This window comes from Hylemonella sp. P2_B10, assembly GCF_056404875.1.
In genome coordinates, this window is the sequence record NZ_JBFUDE010000008.1 from 1 (window position 1) to 22,902 (window position 22,902).

Below are 22,902 nucleotides of genomic sequence, written 5' to 3' on the forward strand. Positions count from 1 at the left end.
TCTGAGCCAGGATCAAACTCTACAGCTACAGTTCGATCTTGAATTTTTTCGCACATTTCTGTGCAACTCATAAAAACGGAATTGAAGTGAACTTCACTTCTATTCTCATGAGCGTTTGTAAGTCAGTTAAGACTTAGTTCCGAAGAACTTGGCTTTCGCCCTCAAACGCCCACGCTTATCGGCTGTATATTTTTAAAGATCTTGTCTCAAAAGCTTGGCTTTTTTGACTGGCTTGCTGTGATCAGCGAAGCCTTGAATTATGACACGTTTTTTAATGACCTGTCAATTTATTTGGTCTTTTTTTGCGTCGCGCCTGAAGCGCCAAACACACCAACCAAACCGGTGACTCCCATCACCTTCTTCACTGCTGATCTGCATTTGTTTGCTCTCATCAGCGAAGCCCACGACTATAGCACGCTTTTACGGGTTAACCCGAAATTTTTAAACTTTTATCCGTACGACGTACCGCATTCGCGGCGCGCTCACGCAGCCAGCGGGAGTGTCTTTATACGCTTTCCGGTCAGCACAAACAAGGCATTGGCAACTGCGGGCGCCAGTGGCGGCACACCGGGCTCGCCGACACCGCCCGGCGGGCGCTCGCTGGGCACGATATGGGTCTCCACCACAGGCGCCTGCGCCAGCGAAACCACGGGGTAGCTGGGGAAATTGCTTTGCTGCACGGCACCATTCTTGATGTCTATGCGGCCATACAGCGCGGCGCTGAGCGCGAACACCACCGCGCTCTCCATCTGCTGGGCCACGATGCCGGGGTTGACCACGGTGCCGCAGTCCAGCGCGCACACCACCCGGTGCACGCGCGGCTTGCCGTCTTGCAGCGACACCTCCACCACCTGGGCCACGGCGGAGCCAAAAGAGTCGTGCAGCGCCACGCCACGCGCACGGCCCGCCGCCAGCGGTCTGCCCCAGCCCGCTTTCTGCGCCGCCAACTCCAGCACCGCCAGGTGGCGCGGCGCCTCCTTCAGCAAGCCCAGACGGAAGGCCACCGGGTCCTGCTTGGTCTCGAAGGCCAGTTCGTCCATGAAGCATTCGGAGAAAAACGCATTGTGCGAATGTCCCACCGAGCGCCAGAAGCCCACCGGCACCCCCATGCGCGTGGCCACGTGTGCCATCTGCTGGTTGGCAAACCCATAGGGCAGGTCAAACAGGCCTTCGGCCGTGGTTTTGTCCGGTGTGTCAAAGGGGCCGGACAACGCCGGGATGCCGCGCGCCATCCAGCGCGGCGTGATGGCGTCGCCGGCGGACTTGATGTCCAGGCTGCTCACCGTACCGTCCTTGTTCACCGAAGCGCGCAGCCGCGCCACGTGCATGGGGCGGTAAAAGTCGTGCGTGGTGTCTTCCTCGCGCGACCAGGCCAGTTGCACCGGCTTGCCACCGCATGCCATGGCCACCTGCACCGACTGGGCGATGAAATCCACCTCCAGCCGGCGGCCAAAGCCGCCGCCCAGCAGCGTCAGATGCAGCGTCACCTGCTCCAGCGGCACGCCCGCCACCTTGGCAGCAATGGCACGGCCCATCTGCGGCACCTGGGTGGGCGCCCAGATCTCCACCTTGCCATCCTTCACTTGGGCAGTGCAGTTCATGGGCTCCATGGTGGCGTGCGCCAGGTAGGGCGCGTGGTACCAGGACTCCACCTGCCGCGCCGCCTGTGCCTGCGCGGCGGCCACGTCACCCCGGCTGTAGAAGCCAAAGCCCGACTCGTTCTTCACCGCCGCCTCCAGGCTGGCGGCAATCACCTGCGTGTCCAGCGCGCCGCCTGGGCGCGGCTGCCATTGCACCTTCAGCGCCTGCGCCGCCTGGCGGGCATGCCAGGTGGTCTTGCCCACAACCGCCAAGCCAGCGGTACCGCCGGCGTGGTCCGCCAGCGTCACCACTTTGTCCACGCCCGGCATGGCCAGCGCGGCGCTAGAGTCCACCTGGCCGGGCGAGCCGCCCAGCTCCGGACACAGGCGCACGGCGGCAAACAGCATGCCGGGTCGGCGCACATCCAGGCCAAATACCGCCGAGCCATCCACCTTGGCAGGCACGTCCAGCCGGGGGGCGCTCTGGCCTATCAGCTTCCAATCCTTGCGCGCCTTCAGGGTCACCACGCCCGCCGGTGTGGTGGCCGCCGCCTTGGCCATCTCGGCATAAGGGGCAGACTTGCCGGAAGGGTGGGAGATCACGCCGTCCTTCACCGTCAGCTCGGCCACCGGCAGCTTCCACACCTGCGACGCCGCTCCCAGCAGCGAGGCACGCGCCGTGGCCGCCGCCGTGCGCAGCGGGCCCCAGGCGTCGGCCACGCTGGACGAGCCACCCGTGGCGTTGATGCCCAGCTCGCGCGCCACCTTCCCCACCATCCACTCGCCCAGCTTCACCTTCATGGGCCTGTTCGCGCCTTCGGACTCCAGCGGATGAAAGGGCAGGCTGGCCACCAGCATGGCCACATTGCCGTAAATCTTGTCGCCGCCGGCCTGCTCGATGCGCACGCGGCTCAGCGGCACGTCCAGCTCCTCGGCCACCAGCATGGGCAGGGCGGTGTACACCCCCTGGCCCATTTCGCTGCGCGCCATGGCCAGCACCACCGAGCCGTCGCTGGCCAGCTTGATCCAGCCGTTCAAAGCCACATCCCCCTCACCGGCCTGCATCAACTCCGCCGCACCCAGGCGCGAACGCGCCGGCAGCACGCTCCAACCCACCACCAGAGCGCCCACCGCGCCCAGGCCGCTCAACAACCAGGTGCGCCGCCTCATGCCGCTGCTCCCGTGGCCTGGCCAGAGGCCCGTTTGATGGCCGCGCGCACCCGCTGGTAGGTGCCGCAGCGGCAGATGTTGGTCATGGCGGCGTCAATGTCGGCATCGCTGGGCCTGGGGATTTTCTCCAGCAGCGCGGCGGCGGCCATCAGCATGCCGCTCTGGCAGTAGCCGCATTGCGGCACCTGCTCGGCGATCCAGGCCTGCTGCAGCGCATGCGGCTTGTCGGCGCTGCCCAGGGCTTCCACCGTCTGTATCGCCTTGCCGGCCACCGCCGACGCCGGCATCACGCAGGAGCGCACCGCCTCACCGTCCACCCGCACCGTACAGGCGCCACAGGCGGCCACGCCGCAGCCAAACTTGGTGCCGGTCAAGTTCAGCACGTCGCGCAGCACCCACAGCAGCGGCATGGCCGGATCGGCATCCACCTGCTGGGTTTTCCCGTTGATTTTCAGCTCCATTGCCCGTCTCCTCAGCAAGTAAACACTGTCCGCGCTGACTATACGCCGGCCCTGCAGCAAGTCGGGCGCCGGAGAGGACATCGGCGGGGCGGGATAATCCCTGACATCATGGCTTTGATCACCTTTCTCGACGCCCAGCTTGCTTTCGGCCACGTGCCGCTGCTGGACCACACCGATTTCGCCCTCGAATCCAACGAACGCGTGGGCCTGATAGGGCGCAACGGCGCCGGCAAATCCTCCCTGTTGAAAATCCTCGGCGGCCTGGAGAAGGCCGACGACGGCAGCCTGCAACTGCAGCAGAACCTGCGCCTGGCCTACGTGGCCCAGGAGCCGGTGCTGGACCTGGAGGCCACCGTGTTCACCGCCGCCAGCGCCGGCCTGGCGCACATTGCGGCGCTGATCGACCAGTATTCCCACGGCGAGGGCGATCTGGACGCACTGCAAAGCGCCATCGAGGCGCAAGACGGCTGGAACTGGGAACAGCGGGTGACCGAAACCCTGCACCGGCTGCACCTGGATGAAAACGCCATCGTCGGCACCCTCTCTGGCGGCACCAAGAAGCGGGTGGCGCTGGCGCAGGCGCTGGTGGCCCAACCCGATGTGCTGCTGCTGGACGAACCCACCAACCACCTGGATCTGGACTCCATCGAATGGCTGGAAGACCTGCTGATCGATTTCAAGGGCAGCGTGGTCACCATCACCCACGACCGCAGCTTCCTGGACCGCGTGGCCACCCGCATCGTTGAGCTGGACCGCGGCAAGCTGCGGTCCTACCCTGGCAACTTTGCGCAATACGTGCTGCAAAAGGAAGAACAGCTGGCGCAGGAGGCCGTCATCAGCGCCAAGGCCGACAAGCTGCTGGCCCAGGAGGAAGTGTGGGTCCGGAAGGGCGTGGAAGCCCGCCGCACACGCAGCCAGAGCCGCATCGTGCGGCTGGAAAAGCTGCGCTCCAGCCGCCAGGCACGGCGCGACGCCGTCGGCAGCGTGCGCATGGACGTGGCCTCCGGCGCGCCGGGCGGCAAGCTGGTGGCGGAGCTGACCGACGTCAGCAAGGCCTTTGGCGACAAGCTCATCACCAAGGACTTCACCGCCACCGTGCTGCGCGGCGACAAGATCGGCCTGATCGGCCCCAACGGCGCCGGCAAGACCACACTGCTCAAACTGATCCTGGGCGAGTTGCAACCCGACAGCGGCAAGGTGCGCCAGGGCGCCAACCTGCAAGTGGCCTATTTCGACCAGATGCGCAACGCGCTGGACCTCGACGCCACGCTGGAGGACTTCATCAGCCCCGGCAGCGAGTGGATCGAGATCGGAAACCAACGCAAGCACGTCAAGAGTTACCTGGGCGACTTCCTATTTTCACCGGCGCGCGCCAACTCACCGGTGCGTTCACTGTCCGGCGGCGAGCGCAACCGCCTGCTGTTGGCGCGGCTGTTCGCCCGACCGGCCAATGTGCTGGTGCTGGACGAACCCACCAACGACCTGGACATCGACACGCTGGAACTGCTGGAAGAACTGCTGCAGGACTACGAAGGCACCGTGTTCCTGGTCAGCCATGACCGCACCTTCCTGGACAACGTGGTCACCAGCACCATCGCGTTTGAAGGCGACGGCCTGTGGCGCGAGTACGAAGGGGGCGTGCAAGACTGGCTCACACAGTCGCGCCGCAGCCAGGACATCCGCCAGGCCGCCGCAGCCAGCAGCGCCAAACCCAAGGCCAGCGTGCCGGCGCCGGCTGCAGCCCCCGCAAAAACCGCCACCAAGACGCGCAAGCTGGGCAACAAGGAGCAACGCGAACTCGAAGCGCTGCCCAAGCAGATTGAAGCGTTGGAGCAAGAACAGGCCACGCTGCGCGAAGAACTGGGCGACGGCAGCCTGTACGGCCGCGATGCGCAGCGCGCTGCCGCTTTGAGCCGGCGCGACGGGGAAATTGAAGAACTGCTGCTGACCGCGCTGACGCGCTGGGAAGAACTGTCGGCCGTGTGAGGCCGCCCCCGAGGCGTCAGACGCGGTAGCGGTCGGTGGCGGTGCTGAGCTTGGCCAACAGCGCCGGCGCAATGGCCGTCAGCGGCAGCACCTCGTCGGCCGCGCCGTGCAGGATGGCCTCGCGCGGCATGCCAAAGACAATGCAGCTGGCCTCGTCCTGCACGTAGTTGTAGCTGCCAGCATCTTTCATCTCGCGCATGGCCTTGGCGCCGTCGTTGCCCATACCGGTCAGCATGATGCCGTAGGCATTGCGGCCCACCAGCGCCGCGCCGGATTTGAACAACACCTCCACCGAGGGCTTGTGCCGGTTCACCGGCTCGCCGTCCTCCACCACCGCGACGTAATTGGCGCCGCTGCGGTCAACGCGAAACTGCTTGCCCCCCGGCGCGATGTAGGCATGGCCAGGCAAGATGCGCTCGCCGTGCACGGCCTCTTTCACCGTGATCTGGCACAGGCCGTTCAAGCGGGCGGCAAAGCTGCTGGTGAAGCCCGGCGGCATGTGCTGGGTGATGACGATGCCTGGTGCGTCGGCCGGCATCTGCGTCAGCACTTCCTTGATGGCCTCGGTGCCGCCGGTGGACGCGCCGATGAAGATCAGCTTCTCGGTGGACAGCCGGCCCAGCGACTGCGGGACGTGCTTGGCAGCGGCCGGCGTGCCCGGTGCCGCCGCCGGGGCAGGCGCCACGGCGCGCTTGATGTGGGCCGCCGCGGCGATGCGCACCTTCTCCACGATCTCCAGTGCCAGCTCCTTGATGCCGTCGGCGACACCTATGCGTGGCTTGGCGACAAAATCCACCGCACCCAGCTCCAGCGCACGCATGGTCACTTCGGCGCCACGCTCGGTCAGCGTGGAGATCATCAGCACCGGCATGGGCCGCAGGCGCATCAGCCGGCCGAGGAAATCGATGCCGTCCATCTTGGGCATCTCCACGTCCAGCGTGATCACATCGGGATTGAGCTCGCGGATCATCTCGCGCGCCACCAACGGATCGTTGGCGGTGCCCACGCACTCCATGTCCTTCTGGCGGTTGATGATGTCAGCCAGCAGGCTGCGCACCAGTGCGGAATCGTCCACCACGACAACGCGTATCTTCTTCAAACCAACACCTCGTCAAAACAAGTCCACCGAGCCGCCGGAGGTGGTCTTGGCCACCTGGGCTGCATTGCCACGGCGCTCTTCCACCGCCAGGGTTTCCGGATGGGAATGGGCCAGCCGCTTGACCAGCGCCTTGCCCGTGACCGGGAAAAAACACACCTTGCGCGGGTGGATGTCCAGCACGTCCTGCGACACCACCGGGATGCGCTCGGTCTGCAGGTAGTCCAGCACGAACTTGGTGTTGCGCTCGCCCACGTTCATGGTGGTGAAGCCGGCCATCACCTGCCCGCCGCCAAACACCTTGGCCTGCATGGTCTCGCGCCGCGCGCCGATTTTCAGCATTTCGTTGATCAGCAACTCCATCGCGTAGGAGCCGTAACGGCCAAAGCCGTCGCCGGTGTCGCCGTCGGGCAGCATGAAATGGTTCATGCCGCCGGCACGCACCTTGCCATCCCAGATGCAGGCGGCGATGCAGGAGCCCAGCACGGTCATGATGACCAGGTCTTCATTGGAGACGAAGTACTCACCCGGCAACACCTTGACGGCGTCGTACTGGAAGTGGTGGTCGGCGTAGAAGAACGAGGCCTCGCCCGGCTTGCGCGGCTGCGCCTTCAGGTGATCGACGCGAGACACCCTGCCCCCAGGCAGCACCTTGCTGCCCGCCGCAAGCGGCGCGCCTGCCGTGCGCGACAGCGGCGATCCGAGGCTGGAGGGTGGCAAGCTCATGGTGTCCTTGTCGTCTTATTCTGAAACGGCCGGCGCCTACAGGCGCTCATACACCGTCTTCCCACGCAATGTGAACAAGTCCTTGGATTCGGTGAAATTCTCCGCGTGGCCCACGAACAGCAGGCCACCCGGCTTCATCACCCGGTGTATGCCCTCCAGCACCTTGCGCTGGGTGGGGCCATCGAAATAAATCATCACGTTGCGGCAAAACACGACGTCAAACGGCTCGCGAAACGGCCAGTCATGCCCGATCAGGTTAACGCTGATGAAGTTGATGACCTTTTGCAGCTCGGGCTTCACCCGCGCCATGCCCTCGTTGGCGCCGGTGCCGCGCATGAAATAGCGCTGCATGCGATCGGTGCCTATGCTTTTGAGTCCATCCACGCGGTAAACGCCGCGCGCGGCCTGGGCCAGCACCTTGGAATCGATGTCGCTGGCGGTGAGCGCGAAATTCGCCTTCGGGCCCAGCGTGTCGAACACCGTCATGACGATGGAATAGGGCTCCTCGCCGGTGGAAGCCGCGTTGCACCAGACCTTCCAGTTCTGGCCGGGCTTGGACTTCAGGTGGCTGGCAAAAATCTCGAAATGGTGCTGCTCGCGGAAGAACGAGGTCAGGTTGGTGGTCAGCGCGTTGACAAACTCCTGCCACTCGGGGCCGTCGTGGTTCTCCAGCCAGGTCAGGTAGTCCTTGAAGCTGTTGTAGCCGGTGTCGCGCAAGCGGCGCGACAGACGGCTGTACACCATGGCATGCTTGCCATCGTGCAGGCTGATGCCGGCACGCTGGTAGATCAGCTTCTGGACGCGGTCGAAATCGGCGTTGGTCCAGGCGAACTCGCGCGTCTGCATGTCCGTGCCGGAGGCGCCCGCAGCCTCTGCCGCCCGCTGTATGGAAGAGGCCTTGGTTGCAGAAGGGGCAAACGGTTGCGGCATAGACGGGCGAAGTGGTGGGCCAGGCCCGGGGGCATCAGTCTTCGGTGCTCCCGAAGCCCATGTCCATGCCGGACATCAGCTTCTCGATGTCCAGCAGGATCAGCATGCGCTCGCCCAGCGAGGCCAGGCCCAGCACGGCATCGGCGTCTATCACCGTGTCCATGTCCGGCGCCGCCTTGACGCTGCCCGCGGGCAACTCCATCACGTCGCTGACCGAATCCACCACGATGCCGACGATGCGGTTGCGCAGGTTCAGGATGATGACCACGGTGAAGGCGTTGTACTCGGCCTTGGCGCAGCGGAATTTCAGCCGCATGTCCACGATGGGCACGATGGTGCCGCGCAGGTTCACCACGCCCTTGATGAACTCGGGCGCGTTGGCGATGCGCGTGGGCTTCTCGAAGCTGCGGATTTCCTGCACCTTCAGGATGTCTATGCCGTATTCCTCCTGGTCCAGGCGGAACGTCAGGTATTCGCGCGCGCCGGCGGCGACGCTGCTCATTTCTTCCATATTTCCCATCGCACCCATGGCGGCTCCTTGTTCTTCAACGCTGGGGACTGTTCAATGACGCGAACGGCGCACCAGCGCACCGGTATCCAGGATCAAGGCCACCTTGCCGTCGCCCAGAATGGTGGCACCCGACACGTTCTGCACCTTGCGGTAGTTGGTCTCCAGGTTCTTCACCACCACCTGCTGCTGGCCCAGCAATTCGTCCACCAGCAAGGCCACGCGGCTGCCATCGGCCTCCACCACCACCATGATGTCGCTGGATTTGTCGAGATCGAAACGCGGCACCTGGAACACCTTTTCCAGCTCGATCACCGGCATGTACTCGTCGCGCACCTTGACCAGTTGCGCGCCCTGGCCGACGGTGCTGACGGCGTCGGCCTTGACCTGGAAGGACTCCACCACCGAGGACAGCGGCAGGATGTAGACCTCCTCGCCCACGCCCACTGACATGCCGTCCATGATGGCCAGGGTGAGCGGCAGGCGCACCGAGACGCGCATGCCATAGCCTTCGGCCGAATCGATTTCCACGCTGCCGTTGAGCGCGGCGATGTTCTTCTTCACCACATCCATGCCGACGCCGCGGCCCGACACATCGGTGACCACCGCTGCGGTGGAGAAGCCGGGCGCGAAGATCAGTTGCCAGACGTCGGCGTCGCTCATCGAGTCCGACACGTCCAGCCCGCGCTCGCGCGCCTTAGACAGGATTTTCTCGCGCGACAAGCCGCGACCGTCGTCGCGCACCTCGATGACGATGGAGCCGCCCTGGTGAGAGGCCGACAGTGTGATGGTGCCGGTTTCGGACTTGCCCGCCTTGACGCGGTCCTCTGGCATTTCCACGCCGTGGTCACAGCTGTTGCGCACCAGGTGCGTCAGCGGGTCGGTGATCTTTTCCACCAGGCCCTTGTCCAGCTCGGTGGCTTCACCCTGGGTGACGAAGTCCACCTTCTTGCCCAGCTTGGTGGCCAGGTCGCGCAGCATGCGCGGGAAGCGGCTGAACACCACCGACATGGGGATCATGCGGATCGACATCACCGACTCTTGCAGGTCACGCGTGTTGCGGTCCAGGTCGGCCAGACCGCTGAGCAGTTGCTGGTAAGCCGCCGGGTCCAGGCCGCGGCTGTTTTGTGCCAGCATGGCCTGGGTGATGACCAATTCGCCCACCAGGTTGATCAGTTGGTCGACCTTGTTGATGGCCACGCGTATGGTGGCGGCCTCGGGCGACGCCACGGCACCGGCGGGTTTGGGCGCCGGCTTGGCGGCACCTGCTGCCTTTTGCTCTGGCGCTTCGGCACGCGCCGCAGCAGCGGCTGCGGCGGCCTCGGGCGCACCCGGCGCACCGTCGAAGAAGCCAAAACCGGGCAAGGCCGCCAGCGGCGCGCCGGGCGGTGGGTCATCGCGCACATAGGCCGGCACGTCGTCATCGGCACCGCCGTCCGCGCCGCGAATGAACTGCACCTGGTCGCGCGACACGTGGAAGGCGAACAGGTCCAGCAGGTCATCGTCGCTGGACGAGGTGGTGACCTGGAACGCGCGCACATCCTCGCGGTCGCTGGGGAGCGACGCAATCTGGCCCAGGCCAACGATGTCGCGGAACAACTCGGTGATGGCGTCCGCCTGGTCGGGGTGCTGCAACGGGCCGACCTTGATCTGGAAGCTACGCTGGCCAGGCGGCGTTGCGGGCGCTGCCGCCACAGGGGCCGGGGGCGGCGGCGGCGCCGCCACCTTGGGCGCGGGTGCCGGCGCGGGCGCAGGCATGCTGCCGGATGCCAACACGCTGATGCGTTTCACCAGGTCCGAGGTGTCCAACACATCGCCCACGCCACCCGCCTGGTGACGCGCCAACAGGCTGCGCGAAGCGTCGGCCGACTCCAGCAGCACGTCCACCATCAGGGAGTTGGGCTGCAGCTCGTGGCGGCGCAGTTTGTCCAACAGCGACTCCATCTGGTGCGTCAGCTCCGCCACGTCCGAGAAGCCGAAGGTGGCGGCACCACCCTTGACCGAGTGGGCGCAGCGGAAGATGCCGTTGAGCTCTTCGTCGTCGGCGGTCTCCAGGTTCAGGTTGAGCAGCATCTGCTCCATCTGATCGAGGTTCTCCCCCGCTTCTTCGAAGAAGATCTGGTAAAACTGGCTAAGGTCGAAGTCGCCCCCGCCACTGCCCTCTTGTGCTTCAGCCATGCCTTGCTCCTGTGTGGCGCTTGTCTGCCAGTCTGGACTGCTTCATTTACTTGATGACCTTCTTGATCACTTCCAGCAGCCGCGCCGGATCGAAAGGTTTGACCAGCCAGCCGGTGGCGCCGGCCGCCCGGCCAGCCTGCTTCATCAGGTCACTGGACTCGGTGGTCAGCATCAGGATGGGGATGGTCTTGAATTGCGGATGGTCGCGCAGCTTGCGCGTCAGCCCCAGACCGTCCAGGCGCGGCATGTTCTGGTCCGTCAGCACGAGGTCAAACGACTGCGCCTGCGCCTTCTCATAGGCGTCGACGCCGTCCACCGCTTCCACCACCGCATAGCCGGCACCCGTCAGCGTGAAGGAGACCATTTTGCGCATGGAAGGGGAATCGTCGACCGCGAGAATCGTTTGCATGGAAAGCTCCAACTAGGCAATGTGTAGTTTCAGAGGATAAATCAGAACAGCTCGATCGAGCCGGCATCCATTTCGTCCTGCGTCACTGGATTGGGGCGCTCGGGCACTTCTTCCACGAAGGGCAGCGCCTCGCCGTCCTCCATGCCCATGGATTCCGAGGCCAACCGGTAAGCGCAGCCCTGCAGTATCTTGGAAGTGTGGTTGATCAGTTGCGACGCCATGTCCTGGAACTGCAACTCGGTGACCGCCGCGCGCAGGGAGCTGCGCACGTCGTCCAGCTCCTTGGCATCGGTCAACGCCGGGTTGGCCAGGCTGGCGCTGGCAGTGGTGAAGCGCTCCATCAGGTTTTCCATGGTGTGCGCCAACAGGCCATCCAACCGGGTCAGATCATGCACCACCACCAGCAGCGAATCCTGCACCTCGGCCACCAGCATCACGGGCAACTGCACGCCTGGCACCGCAGGTGTTGACGATGTTGTTTGCATTGTCTCTCCAGCCATCTCGTCAGACCACTTGTTATTGTTCCCTGCCTGGCTTCCCAGCATTAAAATTGGGTACAGCCTAGGTTATCAGGATTCCACCAGATTTGGTTAAATTCAAGCACATTTGCTTGACTATTGAGCTTGAACATGAAGTTGGTTCACCATAGGCGGCGACGTGGGCAGCCTGATGGCTCATCATAGCGACCAGCATGCCCACCTCATCTGACCATCCCCCTCTGCGCGTCCTGCATCTGGAAGACTCGCTGCTCGACCATGAACTGGTCAAGCGCGCGCTGGCCAAATCCACACAGGCCTTTGAGATCGAGCGGGTGGACTCGCTGGAGGCCTTCGTGCTGCACACCCGCGAGCGCCCTGTCGACGTCATCCTGGCCGACTACCACCTGCCCGGCTTCACCGCCCTGGACGCCTGGGCCCGGCTGGCGCGTGACGGACACCCGCCGCCCTTCATCCTGATCTCCGGCGCCATTGGCGAAGCCGCCGCCGTCGATGCCATCAAGCTGGGCATGAGCGACTACCTGCTGAAGGATGACCTGGGCAAACTCACGCATGTGGTGCGGCGCGCGCTGGAAGTGCGCGAAACCCGCATCGCCAAGGAGCGCGCCCATGCCGAGTTGGAGGCCTCCGAAAAACGCCTGGCCGAGTTCACTGAGCACCTGCAAACCACCATCGAGCAGGAGCGCGCGGCCATCGCACGCGAGGTGCACGACGACATCGGCGGCGCGCTGGCCGCGATGAAGCTGGACCTGGCCTGGATTGCCCGCCACAGCAGTGACCCCGCCATTGCCAGCCATTTGCAGGCGGCCAATGACATGCTGCAACACGCGCTGGGCGCCAGCCAGCGCATCATGATGAACCTGCGTCCGGCAATTCTGGACCAGGGCCTGGCACCGGCCGTGCAATGGCTGGCCAGCGGCTTTGAGCGCCGCACCGGGATCAAGACCAGCTTCCTGACCACCGAGCCGCGCCAGGAGCTGCCCAAGGCCGTGCAGCTGGCGGCCTACCGCACCGCGCAAGAGGCGCTGACCAACATCTCCAAGCATGCCCAATGCAACGCCGTGCGCATCGACCTGTCGGATGCCAATGGCGTGCTCACCCTGGAAGTGACCGACAATGGCCAGGGCATTGCCGATCATGAACTGGGCAAACCCAAATCCTTTGGCCTCAAGGGCCTGCATGAGCGCGCGCGCTCGGTGGGCGGCTGGCTGGACGTCAGCACCGGCCGCGGCTCTGGCACCTCCATCATCCTGTCGGTGCCGCTGGACGCGCAGGCCGCCATGCCATCCGAGGAGTCCGTGACATGATACGAGTGATACTTTGCGACGACCATGCCGTGGTGCGCCGCGGCATACGCGACACCCTGTCGGAGGCAGTGGACATCCAGGTCACGGCCGAGGCCGGCAGCTATGCCGAGGTGCGCGAGGCCCTGCGCACCGCGCCCTGCGACGTGCTGGTGCTGGACCTGAACCTGCCTGGCCGCGGCGGCCTGGAGGTGCTGGGCAGCCTGCGCGAGTCCAACAGCAGCGTCAAGGTGCTGGTGGTGTCCATGTTCCCGGAAGACCAGTACGCCATACGCAGCCTGCGCGCCGGTGCCCAGGGCTACCTGAACAAGGCCGGCGACCCGGCCGAGTTGGTGGAAGCGGTGCGCACACTGGCCCAGGGCCGCAAGTACGTGACGCCTGAAGTGGCGCAAATGCTGGTACAAAGCCTGTCTGAGCCGGTCAACACCTCGTTGCATGCCAGCCTGTCCGAGCGCGAATTGCAAACCCTGCTGAAAATCGCCTCGGGCAAGCGTCTGTCGGACATCGCCGAGGAGCTGATGCTCAGCCCCAAGACCGTCAGCGTCTACCGCGCCCGGGTGCTGGAAAAACTCAAGCTCAGCAACAACGCCGAGCTGACCGTCTACGCCATCCGAAACGAACTGGTTTAGTGGCTTACGGCGCCGTTAGAGATGGCGTGAGAACAAGGTGATGCCGCGCTCCATCAGCGCCATGAAGGGCTGGTCCAGCATGGGCAGGGTGACAGCGATGCCCACCAACCCGACGGACAGCGTGATCGGAAAACCGATAGCGTAAATGTTCATCTGCGGCGCCACCCGCGAGACGATGCCCAGCCCCAGGTTGACGAACATCAGCATGCCTATCATGGGCAGCGCGATCCACAGGCCGCTGGCGAACAGCTCTGCGCCAAACTCATACAGCTTCATGTGCGCCAGCGCCTGCAGGAAGTTCTGGTTGGTGGGGAAGGTCTCGAAGCTGCGCACCACCGCCGAGATCACCATCAGGTGGCCGTTCATCACCACGAACAGCAGCGTGACCATCTGGCCGAAAAAGCGCGCCACCGCGCTGGACTGGGCATTGGTGGTCGGATCGAAGAAGGCGGCAAAGTTCAGCCCCATCTGAAAGCCCACCACTTCACCGGCCAGTTCCACGGCGGCGAAGATCAGGCGCACCATGAACCCTATGGACAGGCCCACCGTCACCTGCTGCACCACGGCGCCCAGTGCGTCGGGGCCGTTGATGCTGACCACCGGTTGCCCTTCCAGGCTGGCCTGTGCCGCAAAAGCGATGAAAAAAGCCAGCGCGATGCGCGCGCGCACCGGAAAGCCGCGTGTCGAAAACACCGGCGCCGCCGTGAACACCGCCAGGATGCGCAGGAATGGCCACAGGATGGGCGACAGCCAGGCCACCAGCTGGGCCTCGCTGAAGGTGAACATGTGCCCGGCCCCTCGCTGCGCCGCGCTAGGCCAGCGACGCGGGGATGGACTGGATGGTGCGGGTGATGTACTCCACCAGCATGCTCAGCATCCACGGACCGGCGATGGCGAACACCGCCATGGCGGCGATCAACTTGGGCACGAAAGTCAGCGTGGCCTCGTGAATCTGCGTCACGGCCTGGAACAGGCTGACCAACAGGCCCACCACCAGCACCACCCCCAGCACCGGCGCGGACACCAGCAACAGCATCAGCAGGGCTTCCTGACCCATGGTCAAGACGGCTTGCGCGTTCATATCGACTCCTTAAGTCACGAAGCTGGCGGCCAACGAGCCGATCAGCAGGTTCCAGCCATCGGCCAGCACGAACAGCATCAGTTTGAACGGCAAGGCCACCAGCACCGGCGACAACATCATCATGCCCAGCGACATCAATATGCTGGCCACCACGATGTCGATCACCAGGAAGGGGATGAAGATCATGAAGCCGATCTGGAAGGCCGACTTCAGCTCGCTGGTGACAAAGGCCGGCACCAGCACGCGCAGCGGCGCCGTCTGCACCTTGGCGTCCGGCGGCAGCTTGGCCAGGCGGGCGAACAGTGAAAAATCGGTCTGCCGGGTCTGCTTGACCATGAACTGGCGCAGCGGGTCCTCACCCCTTTCCAGCGCCTTCTCGAAGGTGATGGCGTTGGTGGAATAGGGCAGGTAGGCCTCGGCGTAAATCTTGTCGAAGGCCGGCCCCATGACGAAGAAGGTCAGGAACAGCGACAGCCCGACGATGACCTGGTTGGGCGGCGCCGACTGCGTGCCCAGCGCCTGGCGCAACAGCGACAGCACGATGACGATGCGGGTGAAGGCCGTCATCATCAGCAGGATGGCCGGCAGGAAGGACAGCGCCGTGAAGAACAGCAGCGTCTGTATCGGCACCGAATAGCTGGTGCCATTGGCACCGGTGCCCACCAACAGCGGCAGTTGGCCTGCGGACGGCTGCGCCCAGGCCGCACCGTGCGCCACCAGGACGGCCGCCGCCGCCAGGGCGGCGCCGGCAAAAACGCGCCGCCGCGTCATGGCAGCACCCGGGTGCGGGTATCGTCGCCGGTGCCCGGCGCGGTCTCCACGGGCAGTGTGTGCAGGCAGGTGACGGACTGGCTGGTCACCCCCAGCACCAGCCACACGCGCGCCGTGTCTGGCCCCACTTCCACGGTGACCACGCGCTGCTGCGGCCCCACGGCCATCGCTGAAATCACCTTGGAGGCCGGCCCCATGGCCGGCAGGCCCAGCAGCCCGGAGCGCCGCTGCAGCCACCTGACTGCCGCCGGCAGCAAGGCCAGCAACACCACGAACAGGACAACCAGGCCCAGCGTCTGGGTCATCATGGCGCCGTCATCCGCGGCTGATGCGCCGCAGCCGCTCGGAAGGTGTAACCACGTCGGTCAGGCGTATGCCGAACTTGTCGTTCACCACCACCACCTCGCCCTGGGCGATCAGGTAACCGTTGACCAGCACGTCCATCGGTTCGCCCGCCAGCGCATCCAGTTCCACCACCGAGCCTTGGCCCAGTTGCAGGATGTGCTTGATCGGCACCTTGGTGCGGCCCAATTCCACCGACAACTGCACCGGGATATCCAGCACCATGTTGATGTCGTTGACCGGCGCATCACCCGGCGATGCCGCGAAAGGCCGCGAGGTGCCGGACAGCGGGCCGCCGGCGTCGCCGGACGCCGATTCGTCAGCAGTTTTCTGCTCTTGCAGGGCCTCGGCCCAGTCGGCCATGCCGTCGTCTTCAGTACCGGCAGCGGTTTCGTCAATTGGCATTTCGTTCTCCCAACCAGTTCAGGTCGTTGCTCCGCAAGCTCTTCTCTATGCGTATCGCGTACTTGGAATTGTGCGTTCCATAGTGGCATTCGAAGATGGGAACACCGTCCACGGTGGCCTGTATGCTGGGCTCGCGCTCCAGCTCAATGAAATCTCCGGGGCGCATGGCCAGCAGTTGCTCCACCGTGGCGTCGGCCCTCGCCAGCTCAGCCACCAGCGTGACCTCGGCGGCCTGGATCTCGCGCGTCAACACATTCACCCAGCGCCGGTCCACCTCGATGGAGTCGCCCTGGGTGGAGGAATACAGCACGTCGCGTATCGGCTCCAGCGTGGCATACGGCATGCAGAAATGGATCGCCCCGGTGATCTCGCCGATTTCCAGCTGGAAGCTGGTGGCGATGACGATCTCGCTGGGGGTGGCGATGTTGGCAAACTGGGGCTGCATCTCCGAGCGCTGGTACTCCAGTTCCAGCGGGTAGATGCCGCGCCAGGCCTTCTTGTACTCGTCAGTGATCACCTCCACCAGCCGGTTGATCACACGCTGCTCGGTGGCGGAAAAATCACGCCCCTCGATGCGGGTCTGGAACTTGCCGATACCGCCGTACAAGGTGTCGATGACGCCGAACACCAGCGCCGGCTCGCACACGATCAGCCCGCTGCCGCGCAGCGGGCGTATCGCCACGATGTTGAAATTGGTCGGCACCGCCAGCTCGCGCAGGAAGGCGCTGTAGCGCTGCACCGCCACCGGCCCCACCGAGATTTCCGGGCTACGGCGGATGAAATTGAACAAGCCCACGCGCAGGTTGCGGGCAAAGCGCTCGTTGACGATTTCCATGGTGGGCATGCGCCCACGCACGATGCGTTCCTGGCTGGAGATGTTGTAGGAGCGGACCTCGCCCGCCTCCGGCACATCTTCGACCAGTTTCTGGCTCTCGCCGGTGACCCCTTCCAGAAGGGCATCGACTTCTTCCTGCGAAAGAAATGACTCACTCATGGTGCTGGTTCAACCCACGTCATTGCACGATAAAACTGGAAAAGAGCACGGCGCGCACGGGAACTTCGCTGTGCGCGGCCTTCTTGGGCTTCTTTTTCTTCGCCTTGGCGCCGGCCTTTTCCTTCTCCGCCGGTTTCTCTTCCTCTTCCTCCTCCAGGCCGCCAAAGGGTTTGGCCGCCTCGACCAGGATGTCGTGCGCCAGCTTGTCCTTGCCTTCACGGCTAAGAAGTTCGGGCGCGGTGCGCTGCGAGATCAGCAGCAGGATGCCGCTGCGTATGGCCGGCAGATAGGCCTTGACGGCATCGCTGGCATGGGCATCGGCCACTTGCAGCGTAACGCCCACCTGCGCCACCTTGTCGCCACTGGCGTCGGCCAGGTTGACCACCATGTTGTCCAAGGGCAGGAAGGTGGGCGGTGTGCCCGGCTTCACGGCGGTCTTGGCGGGCGCTTCCTCCTCGCCATCGGCAGCGGCGGCGCGCTGCTTGCTGATGAACACCCACGCGCCGCCCGCCGCCACCGCCAGCACGACGACCAGCAACGCAACAATCACCAACAGCTTCTTGCTTTTCGCGGGCGGGCCTTCAGCGGCTTCGGGTTTTGCGGACACGGCACATCCTTCAATGTCAACGGATGCCTCGCCGGCACCCCTGGGTTCTGCCCATTATTCTGCATGCGCAAACGGGCAAAAACCGGATTAGCGTTGGATTCGCATGGCTTTCCATCCCAAGGGTTGCATCCGCCGGCCAGCCTGGGCCTCACCCAGGGCGTTGGCGCTAGACGAAATAGTCCACCGCGCCGCCCATCCCCGAGGCCATGGCGCGCGCGCCTTGCGCGGGTGCCAGGCTGGCCAGCACCATCTTGGCCTGGCGCGCCTCGGCACGGTCACGCTGCCCTTGCGACGCCTGGCCACCCTGGGCCGAGGTGCCCACCGTGGTGCCGCTCAGCGTCAGGCCCTCGTTTTGCAGCATTTCCTTCAGGTGCGGCATGGCGTTTTCCAGCACCTGACGGATTTCCGGCTGGTCGGTGCGAAATTCCACATGGGCCTCCTGTCCCACCACGGAAATGCTCACCTCGACCGGCTTGGACCCCAGGCCATCGAGCTTCAATTCGGCGTTCTGCACGTCGCGTGACACCCAGTAGCTGACCTGCTCGGCCACTTGCACGTCCGGTGTGGCCTGCGCGCTGACAACGTCCACACTGGCGCTGGGCTTGTCGATGATGGCGCCGTGGGTGACGGCAAAGCCCTGGCCGGGCGTACCTGCGTCCGCCGCCATGCTGCCCGGACGGCTGGCGCTCTTCTCCAGAGCGCGCTGCGCCTCCCGGATGGCGCCGTCCGCAGAGGCGGCCAGCACCAGGGTCTCTGTGGCCGGGGCTTGTTGCGCCATGGCGCCGGCCTGGCTGCCGGGGTCGGCCATGCGCAACTGCGCAGCCAGCTTGCTGTCGGCCAGCTGCACGTCACTGGGCTTGGCGGCCGACGTAGCCGTGTTGCCTGCCAGCTGCGTCTTGTCGTCCACTTGCCCCTGGGCGGTGCTGGAGGGGCCAGACGGCACAGCGCCTGCCGCCGCGCCACCGGTGGCGTCAGCAGCTTGCAGCTGCGCCTTCAACGCCTTCATCAAATCCGACTCCGCTTTCACCAGGACATGCGTTGGCTGTGCGCCGGCCGCTGCAGCAGGCAAAGCCGTGCCGTCAGCCGCACCGTCGCTGCTGGCTGCTGCGGCGTCGCCGGCGACGGCTGCGCCTTGCGGCAACACCGTGGCACCGGCAGCATCCTTGCCGGTTGCCAGGGCGCCGGCGGCGGCAACAGCACCTCGCCCAGGGTCCGCGGCCAGGTCACTAGCAGTCGCATCGGCGGCCGCAGTCGGCACACCGGCGCCGCCCACCCCGCCCGCTTGAGCGGCTTGGGCCGCCACAGCCAAGGGATCCACCGCAGACAGGCCCGAAGCCGTGGCCCCGGCTTCCAGCCCCACGCCCGTGGCTGCCAACGCAGCCAGGCCGTCCTTGCCCACGCCCGACGAGGTGTCGCTGTCCGCATCCATGCCCAGGGCGTTGAACAGGGCCATGAAGCCCTGGTCGCCAGCATCAGCGCCGCTGCCTGCGCCCACGCCCGCCGTGCCCTTGGCGTGGTGTATCCCGGCGCCGGCCTTGGCCGCATGGGTGTTGGCGCTGTGTGCTACGTTCATGACAATTCTCCATACAAGCGCCGCCCAGCCGACCGCAGATACTGGTGGGTGGCAAATTCATCGGTCTGTTTTTGTTCGCGTCGCGCCTGCGCAGCATCCAGCTGTTGGCGCTTGGTCTTGAGCAACTGGTTCAGGCGCATCAGACGGAACTCGGCCTGCAGCAAAACCTGCTTGGCAGCCCCCACCTGAAGCGCCGCATCAGCGATGGCCTTGTGTTGCAGGCCTATGGCATGGTGCAGCCGCTCCATGAACTGGAAGTGGTGGAACATCAGCTCCGGCGCGGTGCCCTGGGCGGCGCTGCGGGTCCATTTGGCATTGGTCTCGGCGGCGTAGTTCTCCAGTTGCTCCAGCTGCTGCTGCGCATGGCGCTGGGCCCGGTCGACATGGCCCAGTTCCTGGCTGGCGGTGTCGCGCCGTTGCGTCGCCACATCAATGGCCAGCAACACGCTTCTCAATTCAGACATGGCGGGCCTCGCGGCGTTTCAACATGCGGCCCATCATGCCGGCTCCCGTTCGGCGGACATGGCCGCAGCCAGACCCTGCCAGCTGTCTTGCATGCTGGCAGACTCGAACATGTCTTGCTGCAGGAAGCGCGTCATCGGCGCATGCAGGTCCACCGCCTCGTCCAGCGCCGGATCAGAGCCGCTGACGTAGGCACCGATCTGTATCAGGTCGTGCCCCTTGTCATAGTGCGCGGCGATGGCGCGGAAACGGCGCGCCTGCTCAAAATGCTCGCGCGACACCACGCTGTGCATCACCCGTGAGGCCGAGCGTTGCACGTCGATGGCCGGGTAGTGGCCTTCCTCGGCCAATTCGCGTGACAACACGATGTGGCCGTCCAGGATGGCGCGCGCCGCGTCGGCGATCGGGTCCTGCTGGTCGTCCCCCTCGGACAACACGGTGTAGAAGGCGGTGATGGAGCCCACGCCATGCAAGCCGTTGCCGCTGCGCTCCACCAGCTGCGGCAGCTTGGCAAAGCACGAAGGCGGGTAGCCCTTGGTGGCCGGTGGCTCGCCAATGGCCAGCGCGATTTCGCGCTGCGCCATGGCAAAGCGGGTCAGGGAATCCATCAGCAGCAGCACATGCTGGCCCTGGTCGCGAAAGTACTCGGCAACGGCCGTCGCATAGGTGGCCCCCTGCATGCGCAGCATGGGTGGCGCGTCGGCCGGCGCCGCCACCACCACGGAACGCGCACGGCCCTCAGGCCCCAGGATGTCCTCGATGAATTCCTTCACTTCGCGGCCACGCTCGCCAATCAGGCCGACCACGATGACGTCGGCCTCGGTGTAACGCGCCATCATGCCCAGCAGCACGCTCTTGCCCACGCCAGAGCCAGAAAACAGGCCGATGCGCTGGCCACGCCCCACCGTCAGCAGGCTGTTGATGGCGCGCACGCCGGTATCCAGCGGCTGGCGCACCGGCGCACGGTCCATGGCGTTGATCTGCTGGCGGTTCAGCGGCAGCGCCGCGACGTTGAACAGCGGCCCCATGCGGTCCATGGGTTCACCATGCGCATCCACCACCCGGCCCAACAAGCCTTCGCCCAGCGGCAGGCGCAGCAGGCCGGAAGTCACCGCATCGGCGCCCAGGTCGGGCTCGCCCAGGCGCGGCACCGGCACATAGGCCGCTGCCGGCGCGACAGCCGCACCGCTGGACAGGCCCTGGGTGTCGCCAGCGGGCATCAGGTAGGCCCGGTCATTCGAAAACCCCACCACCTCAGCGACGATGGGGCTCTGCCCTTTCATGCCCACCGTGCATTGCGCACCTATGGGCACGCGCAGGCCACTGGCTTCCAGCACCAATCCGGTCAGGCGCGTCAAGGTACCGCGCGCCTCCAACGCCTCGGTGGCGCGCACCCGCTGACTGGCCTGGGCCAGAAAGACCGGCCAACGCCCGTTGCCGGGGTCTGTGGCGGTGGGGGTGTCTTCAGTCGTCTGCACGGTCGGTCTCTTCCCAGACCGGGCTCAGGCCCAGCCCGGCGGTCACACGCTTCCAGCGCTTCTCCAGCGTGGCATCCACCACGGCGCCAGCCGATTCGATCAAACAGCCACCGGCGCTGACCGCCGGATCGGCCACGTAGTTCAGGTTGAGGTTGGCAAATTCGAGCTTCAGCGCCTCGTCCAGCACCTCCATGTCCAGCGGGTTCAAGCGCACCACGGCGCTCTTGGCGTCGGCCGTCAGCATGCCCAACGCCTCGCGCACCACCGGCTGCAGCACATTGGGGTTGACCGACAGCTCGCGGCGCAGCACCTGCTGGGCCAACTCACAGGCCAGCTCCAGCACGCCACGCGCGATCAACTGCTCGGACTCGGCCAGTTGCTGCTGCGAGGCCTCCACCAGGGAGGCCATGCGCTTGGCCGTGTCGCTGCCCTTGGTGGCCATGAATTCGGTGATCTGGCGTTGCCCCTCCAGCGTGGCCTGGGCGTGGCCCTGGGTGAAGCCCTCGCTGTAACCCTGGGTGTAACCCTGCTGGCGCACGACCTCGTCGGCCGCCTGCCGGCGTGCCTCCTCGCGCGCCTTGGCCTGGCTGGCCAGCAGCAGGCCGGTGGTGTCCACCGCCTTGAACTGCCATTGGGCGACGTCGGCTATCTCTTCGCCCGGAATGAATTTCGTATAGTTGCGCACGCTAGCTCACACCCGGTAGGAACACCCGTTACACCATGGCGTCGTCGCCGCCGCCACCGATGACAATCTGCCCTTCGTCCGCCAGGCGGCGCACCACCTTGAGGATTTCCTTCTGCTGCGCCTCCACCTCGGACAGGCGCATCGGGCCGCGCGACTCCAGATCTTCCCGCATCGATTCGGCGGCACGGGAGGACATGTTGGACAGGAATTTGTCCTTCAACTCCGGCTGGGCGCCCTTCAGTGCCACGATCAGCGAATCCGAGGCCACTTCCTTCAGCACCAGCTGGATGGCCTTGTCGTCGAGCTTCATCACGTCGTCGAACACGAACATCTTGTCCGTGATCTTCTGTGCCAGGTCCGGGTCGTGGCCGCGTATGGACTCGATCACCGTGCTTTCAATCGCATTGCCCAGGAAGTTGATCACCTCGGCCGCCGTCTTCACTCCGCCCAGCGAGGCCTTGCGTATCTTGTCACCGCCCGACAGCACCTTGAACAGCACCTCGTTCAAATCCTTCAGCGCGCTGGGCTGTATGCCCTCCATGGTGGCAATACGCAGCATCACCTCGTTGCGCTGGCGCTCGGTGGCATGCTTCAAGATGTCGGCCACCTGGTCAAAATCCAGATGCACCAGGATGGCGGCGACGATCTGCGGATGCTCGTTGCGCAGCAGTTCGGCCACCGACAGCGGGTCCATCCACTTCAGGCTTTCAATGCCGGAAACGTCACCGCCCTGCAAGATGCGGTCGATCAGCAGCGCGGCCTTGTCGTCACCCAAAGCGCGCTTGAGCACCGAGCGCACATAGTCGCCCGAGTCCGACACCAGCAGGCTCTGCGCCGCCGCCACATTGGTGAATTTGTCGATCACCTCGTCCACCTTCTCGCGCGAGATGGACTTGGTCTTGGCGATCGCCTCACCCAGCTTCTGCACCTCTTTGGGTGACAGGTGCTTGAACACCTCGGCGGCCTCCTCTTCGCCCAGCGACATCAACAGGATGGCGGCGTCGTTCAGGCCTTCTTCGGGTGTAGCCAT

General features: G+C 65.1%; 24 protein-coding genes. 3 read left to right on the forward strand and 21 right to left on the reverse strand.

The features are described 5' to 3' along the window. Nucleotides 1–482 precede the first annotated feature (482 nt). Nucleotides 483–2,750, reverse strand: a complete 2,268-nt coding sequence (locus AC1DX2_RS25525; RefSeq protein WP_477199254.1) for a xanthine dehydrogenase family protein molybdopterin-binding subunit — start codon at nucleotides 2,748–2,750, stop codon at nucleotides 483–485. After that, the gene (locus tag AC1DX2_RS25530; RefSeq protein WP_477199255.1) at nucleotides 2,747–3,211 is read right to left on the reverse strand and encodes a (2Fe-2S)-binding protein; all 465 of its coding nucleotides are present in this window, start codon (nucleotides 3,209–3,211) and stop codon (nucleotides 2,747–2,749) included. Before AC1DX2_RS25530 ends, AC1DX2_RS25525 begins: the two co-directional genes overlap by 4 nt. A 108-nt stretch (nucleotides 3,212–3,319) precedes the next feature. Between AC1DX2_RS25530 and abc-f the strand changes: the two genes are divergently transcribed. Continuing rightward, complete coding sequence (abc-f, locus tag AC1DX2_RS25535; protein WP_477199256.1) at nucleotides 3,320–5,197, forward strand: ribosomal protection-like ABC-F family protein; 1,878 nt, start codon at nucleotides 3,320–3,322, stop codon at nucleotides 5,195–5,197. Between the two features lie 16 nt (nucleotides 5,198–5,213). Here abc-f and AC1DX2_RS25540 read toward each other — a convergent pair whose 3' ends face one another. The 7 genes from AC1DX2_RS25540 to AC1DX2_RS25570 form a co-directional block, all read right to left on the reverse strand. After that, entirely contained in the window at nucleotides 5,214–6,296 is a 1,083-nt protein-coding gene (locus AC1DX2_RS25540; protein ID WP_477199257.1) for a protein-glutamate methylesterase/protein-glutamine glutaminase, read from the reverse strand. Between the two features lie 12 nt (nucleotides 6,297–6,308). Continuing rightward, nucleotides 6,309–7,019 carry a chemoreceptor glutamine deamidase CheD gene (gene cheD, locus AC1DX2_RS25545; RefSeq protein WP_477199258.1) on the reverse strand — a complete coding sequence of 237 codons (711 nt, stop codon included), beginning with the start codon at nucleotides 7,017–7,019 and terminating at the stop codon, nucleotides 6,309–6,311. Nucleotides 7,020–7,055: 36 nt separating this feature from the next. Beyond that, the gene (locus tag AC1DX2_RS25550; RefSeq protein WP_477199291.1) at nucleotides 7,056–7,865 is read right to left on the reverse strand and encodes a CheR family methyltransferase; all 810 of its coding nucleotides are present in this window, start codon (nucleotides 7,863–7,865) and stop codon (nucleotides 7,056–7,058) included. Nucleotides 7,866–7,983: 118 nt separating this feature from the next. Then, nucleotides 7,984–8,478: a chemotaxis protein CheW gene (locus AC1DX2_RS25555; RefSeq protein WP_477199259.1), complete on the reverse strand. Its 495-nt coding sequence runs from the start codon at nucleotides 8,476–8,478 to the stop codon at nucleotides 7,984–7,986. Between the two features lie 33 nt (nucleotides 8,479–8,511). Beyond that, nucleotides 8,512–10,635, reverse strand: coding sequence for a chemotaxis protein CheA (locus AC1DX2_RS25560; protein WP_477199260.1), 2,124 nt, complete (start codon nucleotides 10,633–10,635; stop codon nucleotides 8,512–8,514). A 46-nt stretch (nucleotides 10,636–10,681) separates the two neighbouring features. Then, nucleotides 10,682–11,044: a response regulator gene (locus tag AC1DX2_RS25565; RefSeq protein WP_477199261.1), complete on the reverse strand. Its 363-nt coding sequence runs from the start codon at nucleotides 11,042–11,044 to the stop codon at nucleotides 10,682–10,684. A gap of 41 nt (nucleotides 11,045–11,085) precedes the next feature. After that, complete coding sequence (locus AC1DX2_RS25570) at nucleotides 11,086–11,529, reverse strand: hypothetical protein (RefSeq protein ID WP_477199262.1); 444 nt, start codon at nucleotides 11,527–11,529, stop codon at nucleotides 11,086–11,088. A gap of 206 nt (nucleotides 11,530–11,735) precedes the next feature. Here AC1DX2_RS25570 and AC1DX2_RS25575 point away from each other — a divergent pair, with 206 nt between their 5' ends. Then, nucleotides 11,736–12,848, forward strand: coding sequence for an ATP-binding response regulator (locus AC1DX2_RS25575; protein WP_477199263.1), 1,113 nt, complete (start codon nucleotides 11,736–11,738; stop codon nucleotides 12,846–12,848). Continuing rightward, entirely contained in the window at nucleotides 12,845–13,474 is a 630-nt protein-coding gene (locus AC1DX2_RS25580; RefSeq protein WP_477199264.1) for a response regulator, read from the forward strand. Before AC1DX2_RS25575 ends, AC1DX2_RS25580 begins: the two co-directional genes overlap by 4 nt. Before the next feature lie 15 nt (nucleotides 13,475–13,489). Here AC1DX2_RS25580 and fliR read toward each other — a convergent pair whose 3' ends face one another. The 12 genes from fliR to fliG all read right to left on the reverse strand — a co-directional run bounded on the left by fliR (nucleotide 13,490) and on the right by fliG (nucleotide 22,902). Beyond that, nucleotides 13,490–14,260, reverse strand: a complete 771-nt coding sequence (gene fliR / locus AC1DX2_RS25585) for a flagellar biosynthetic protein FliR (protein WP_477199265.1) — start codon at nucleotides 14,258–14,260, stop codon at nucleotides 13,490–13,492. 25 nt (nucleotides 14,261–14,285) lie between these two features. Next, on the reverse strand, nucleotides 14,286–14,555 hold the full coding sequence (fliQ, locus tag AC1DX2_RS25590; RefSeq protein WP_477199266.1) for a flagellar biosynthesis protein FliQ: 270 nt from the start codon (nucleotides 14,553–14,555) through the stop codon (nucleotides 14,286–14,288). A 9-nt stretch (nucleotides 14,556–14,564) separates the two neighbouring features. After that, a complete protein-coding gene (gene fliP / locus AC1DX2_RS25595; protein ID WP_477199267.1) occupies nucleotides 14,565–15,326 on the reverse strand; it encodes a flagellar type III secretion system pore protein FliP in 762 nt (253 codons plus the stop codon). Then, nucleotides 15,323–15,634, reverse strand: coding sequence for a flagellar biosynthetic protein FliO (locus tag AC1DX2_RS25600; RefSeq protein WP_477199268.1), 312 nt, complete (start codon nucleotides 15,632–15,634; stop codon nucleotides 15,323–15,325). The genes fliP and AC1DX2_RS25600 overlap by 4 nt, the downstream gene beginning before the upstream one ends. A 7-nt stretch (nucleotides 15,635–15,641) precedes the next feature. Then, nucleotides 15,642–16,073 carry a flagellar motor switch protein FliN gene (gene fliN / locus AC1DX2_RS25605; protein ID WP_477199269.1) on the reverse strand — a complete coding sequence of 144 codons (432 nt, stop codon included), beginning with the start codon at nucleotides 16,071–16,073 and terminating at the stop codon, nucleotides 15,642–15,644. Continuing rightward, on the reverse strand, nucleotides 16,063–17,067 hold the full coding sequence (fliM, locus tag AC1DX2_RS25610; protein WP_477199270.1) for a flagellar motor switch protein FliM: 1,005 nt from the start codon (nucleotides 17,065–17,067) through the stop codon (nucleotides 16,063–16,065). The genes fliN and fliM overlap by 11 nt, the downstream gene beginning before the upstream one ends. A 19-nt stretch (nucleotides 17,068–17,086) precedes the next feature. Continuing rightward, nucleotides 17,087–17,674 carry a flagellar basal body-associated FliL family protein gene (locus AC1DX2_RS25615; protein WP_477199271.1) on the reverse strand — a complete coding sequence of 196 codons (588 nt, stop codon included), beginning with the start codon at nucleotides 17,672–17,674 and terminating at the stop codon, nucleotides 17,087–17,089. A gap of 166 nt (nucleotides 17,675–17,840) precedes the next feature. Then, nucleotides 17,841–19,247: a flagellar hook-length control protein FliK gene (locus tag AC1DX2_RS25620; RefSeq protein WP_477199272.1), complete on the reverse strand. Its 1,407-nt coding sequence runs from the start codon at nucleotides 19,245–19,247 to the stop codon at nucleotides 17,841–17,843. Beyond that, the gene (fliJ, locus tag AC1DX2_RS25625) at nucleotides 19,244–19,711 is read right to left on the reverse strand and encodes a flagellar export protein FliJ (RefSeq protein ID WP_477199273.1); all 468 of its coding nucleotides are present in this window, start codon (nucleotides 19,709–19,711) and stop codon (nucleotides 19,244–19,246) included. The genes AC1DX2_RS25620 and fliJ overlap by 4 nt, the downstream gene beginning before the upstream one ends. 33 nt (nucleotides 19,712–19,744) lie before the next feature. Continuing rightward, nucleotides 19,745–21,124 carry a flagellar protein export ATPase FliI gene (gene fliI / locus AC1DX2_RS25630; RefSeq protein ID WP_477199292.1) on the reverse strand — a complete coding sequence of 460 codons (1,380 nt, stop codon included), beginning with the start codon at nucleotides 21,122–21,124 and terminating at the stop codon, nucleotides 19,745–19,747. 49 nt (nucleotides 21,125–21,173) lie between these two features. Further along, on the reverse strand, nucleotides 21,174–21,872 hold the full coding sequence (locus AC1DX2_RS25635) for a FliH/SctL family protein (RefSeq protein WP_477199274.1): 699 nt from the start codon (nucleotides 21,870–21,872) through the stop codon (nucleotides 21,174–21,176). Between the two features lie 28 nt (nucleotides 21,873–21,900). Beyond that, nucleotides 21,901–22,902, reverse strand: a complete 1,002-nt coding sequence (gene fliG, locus AC1DX2_RS25640; protein WP_477199275.1) for a flagellar motor switch protein FliG — start codon at nucleotides 22,900–22,902, stop codon at nucleotides 21,901–21,903.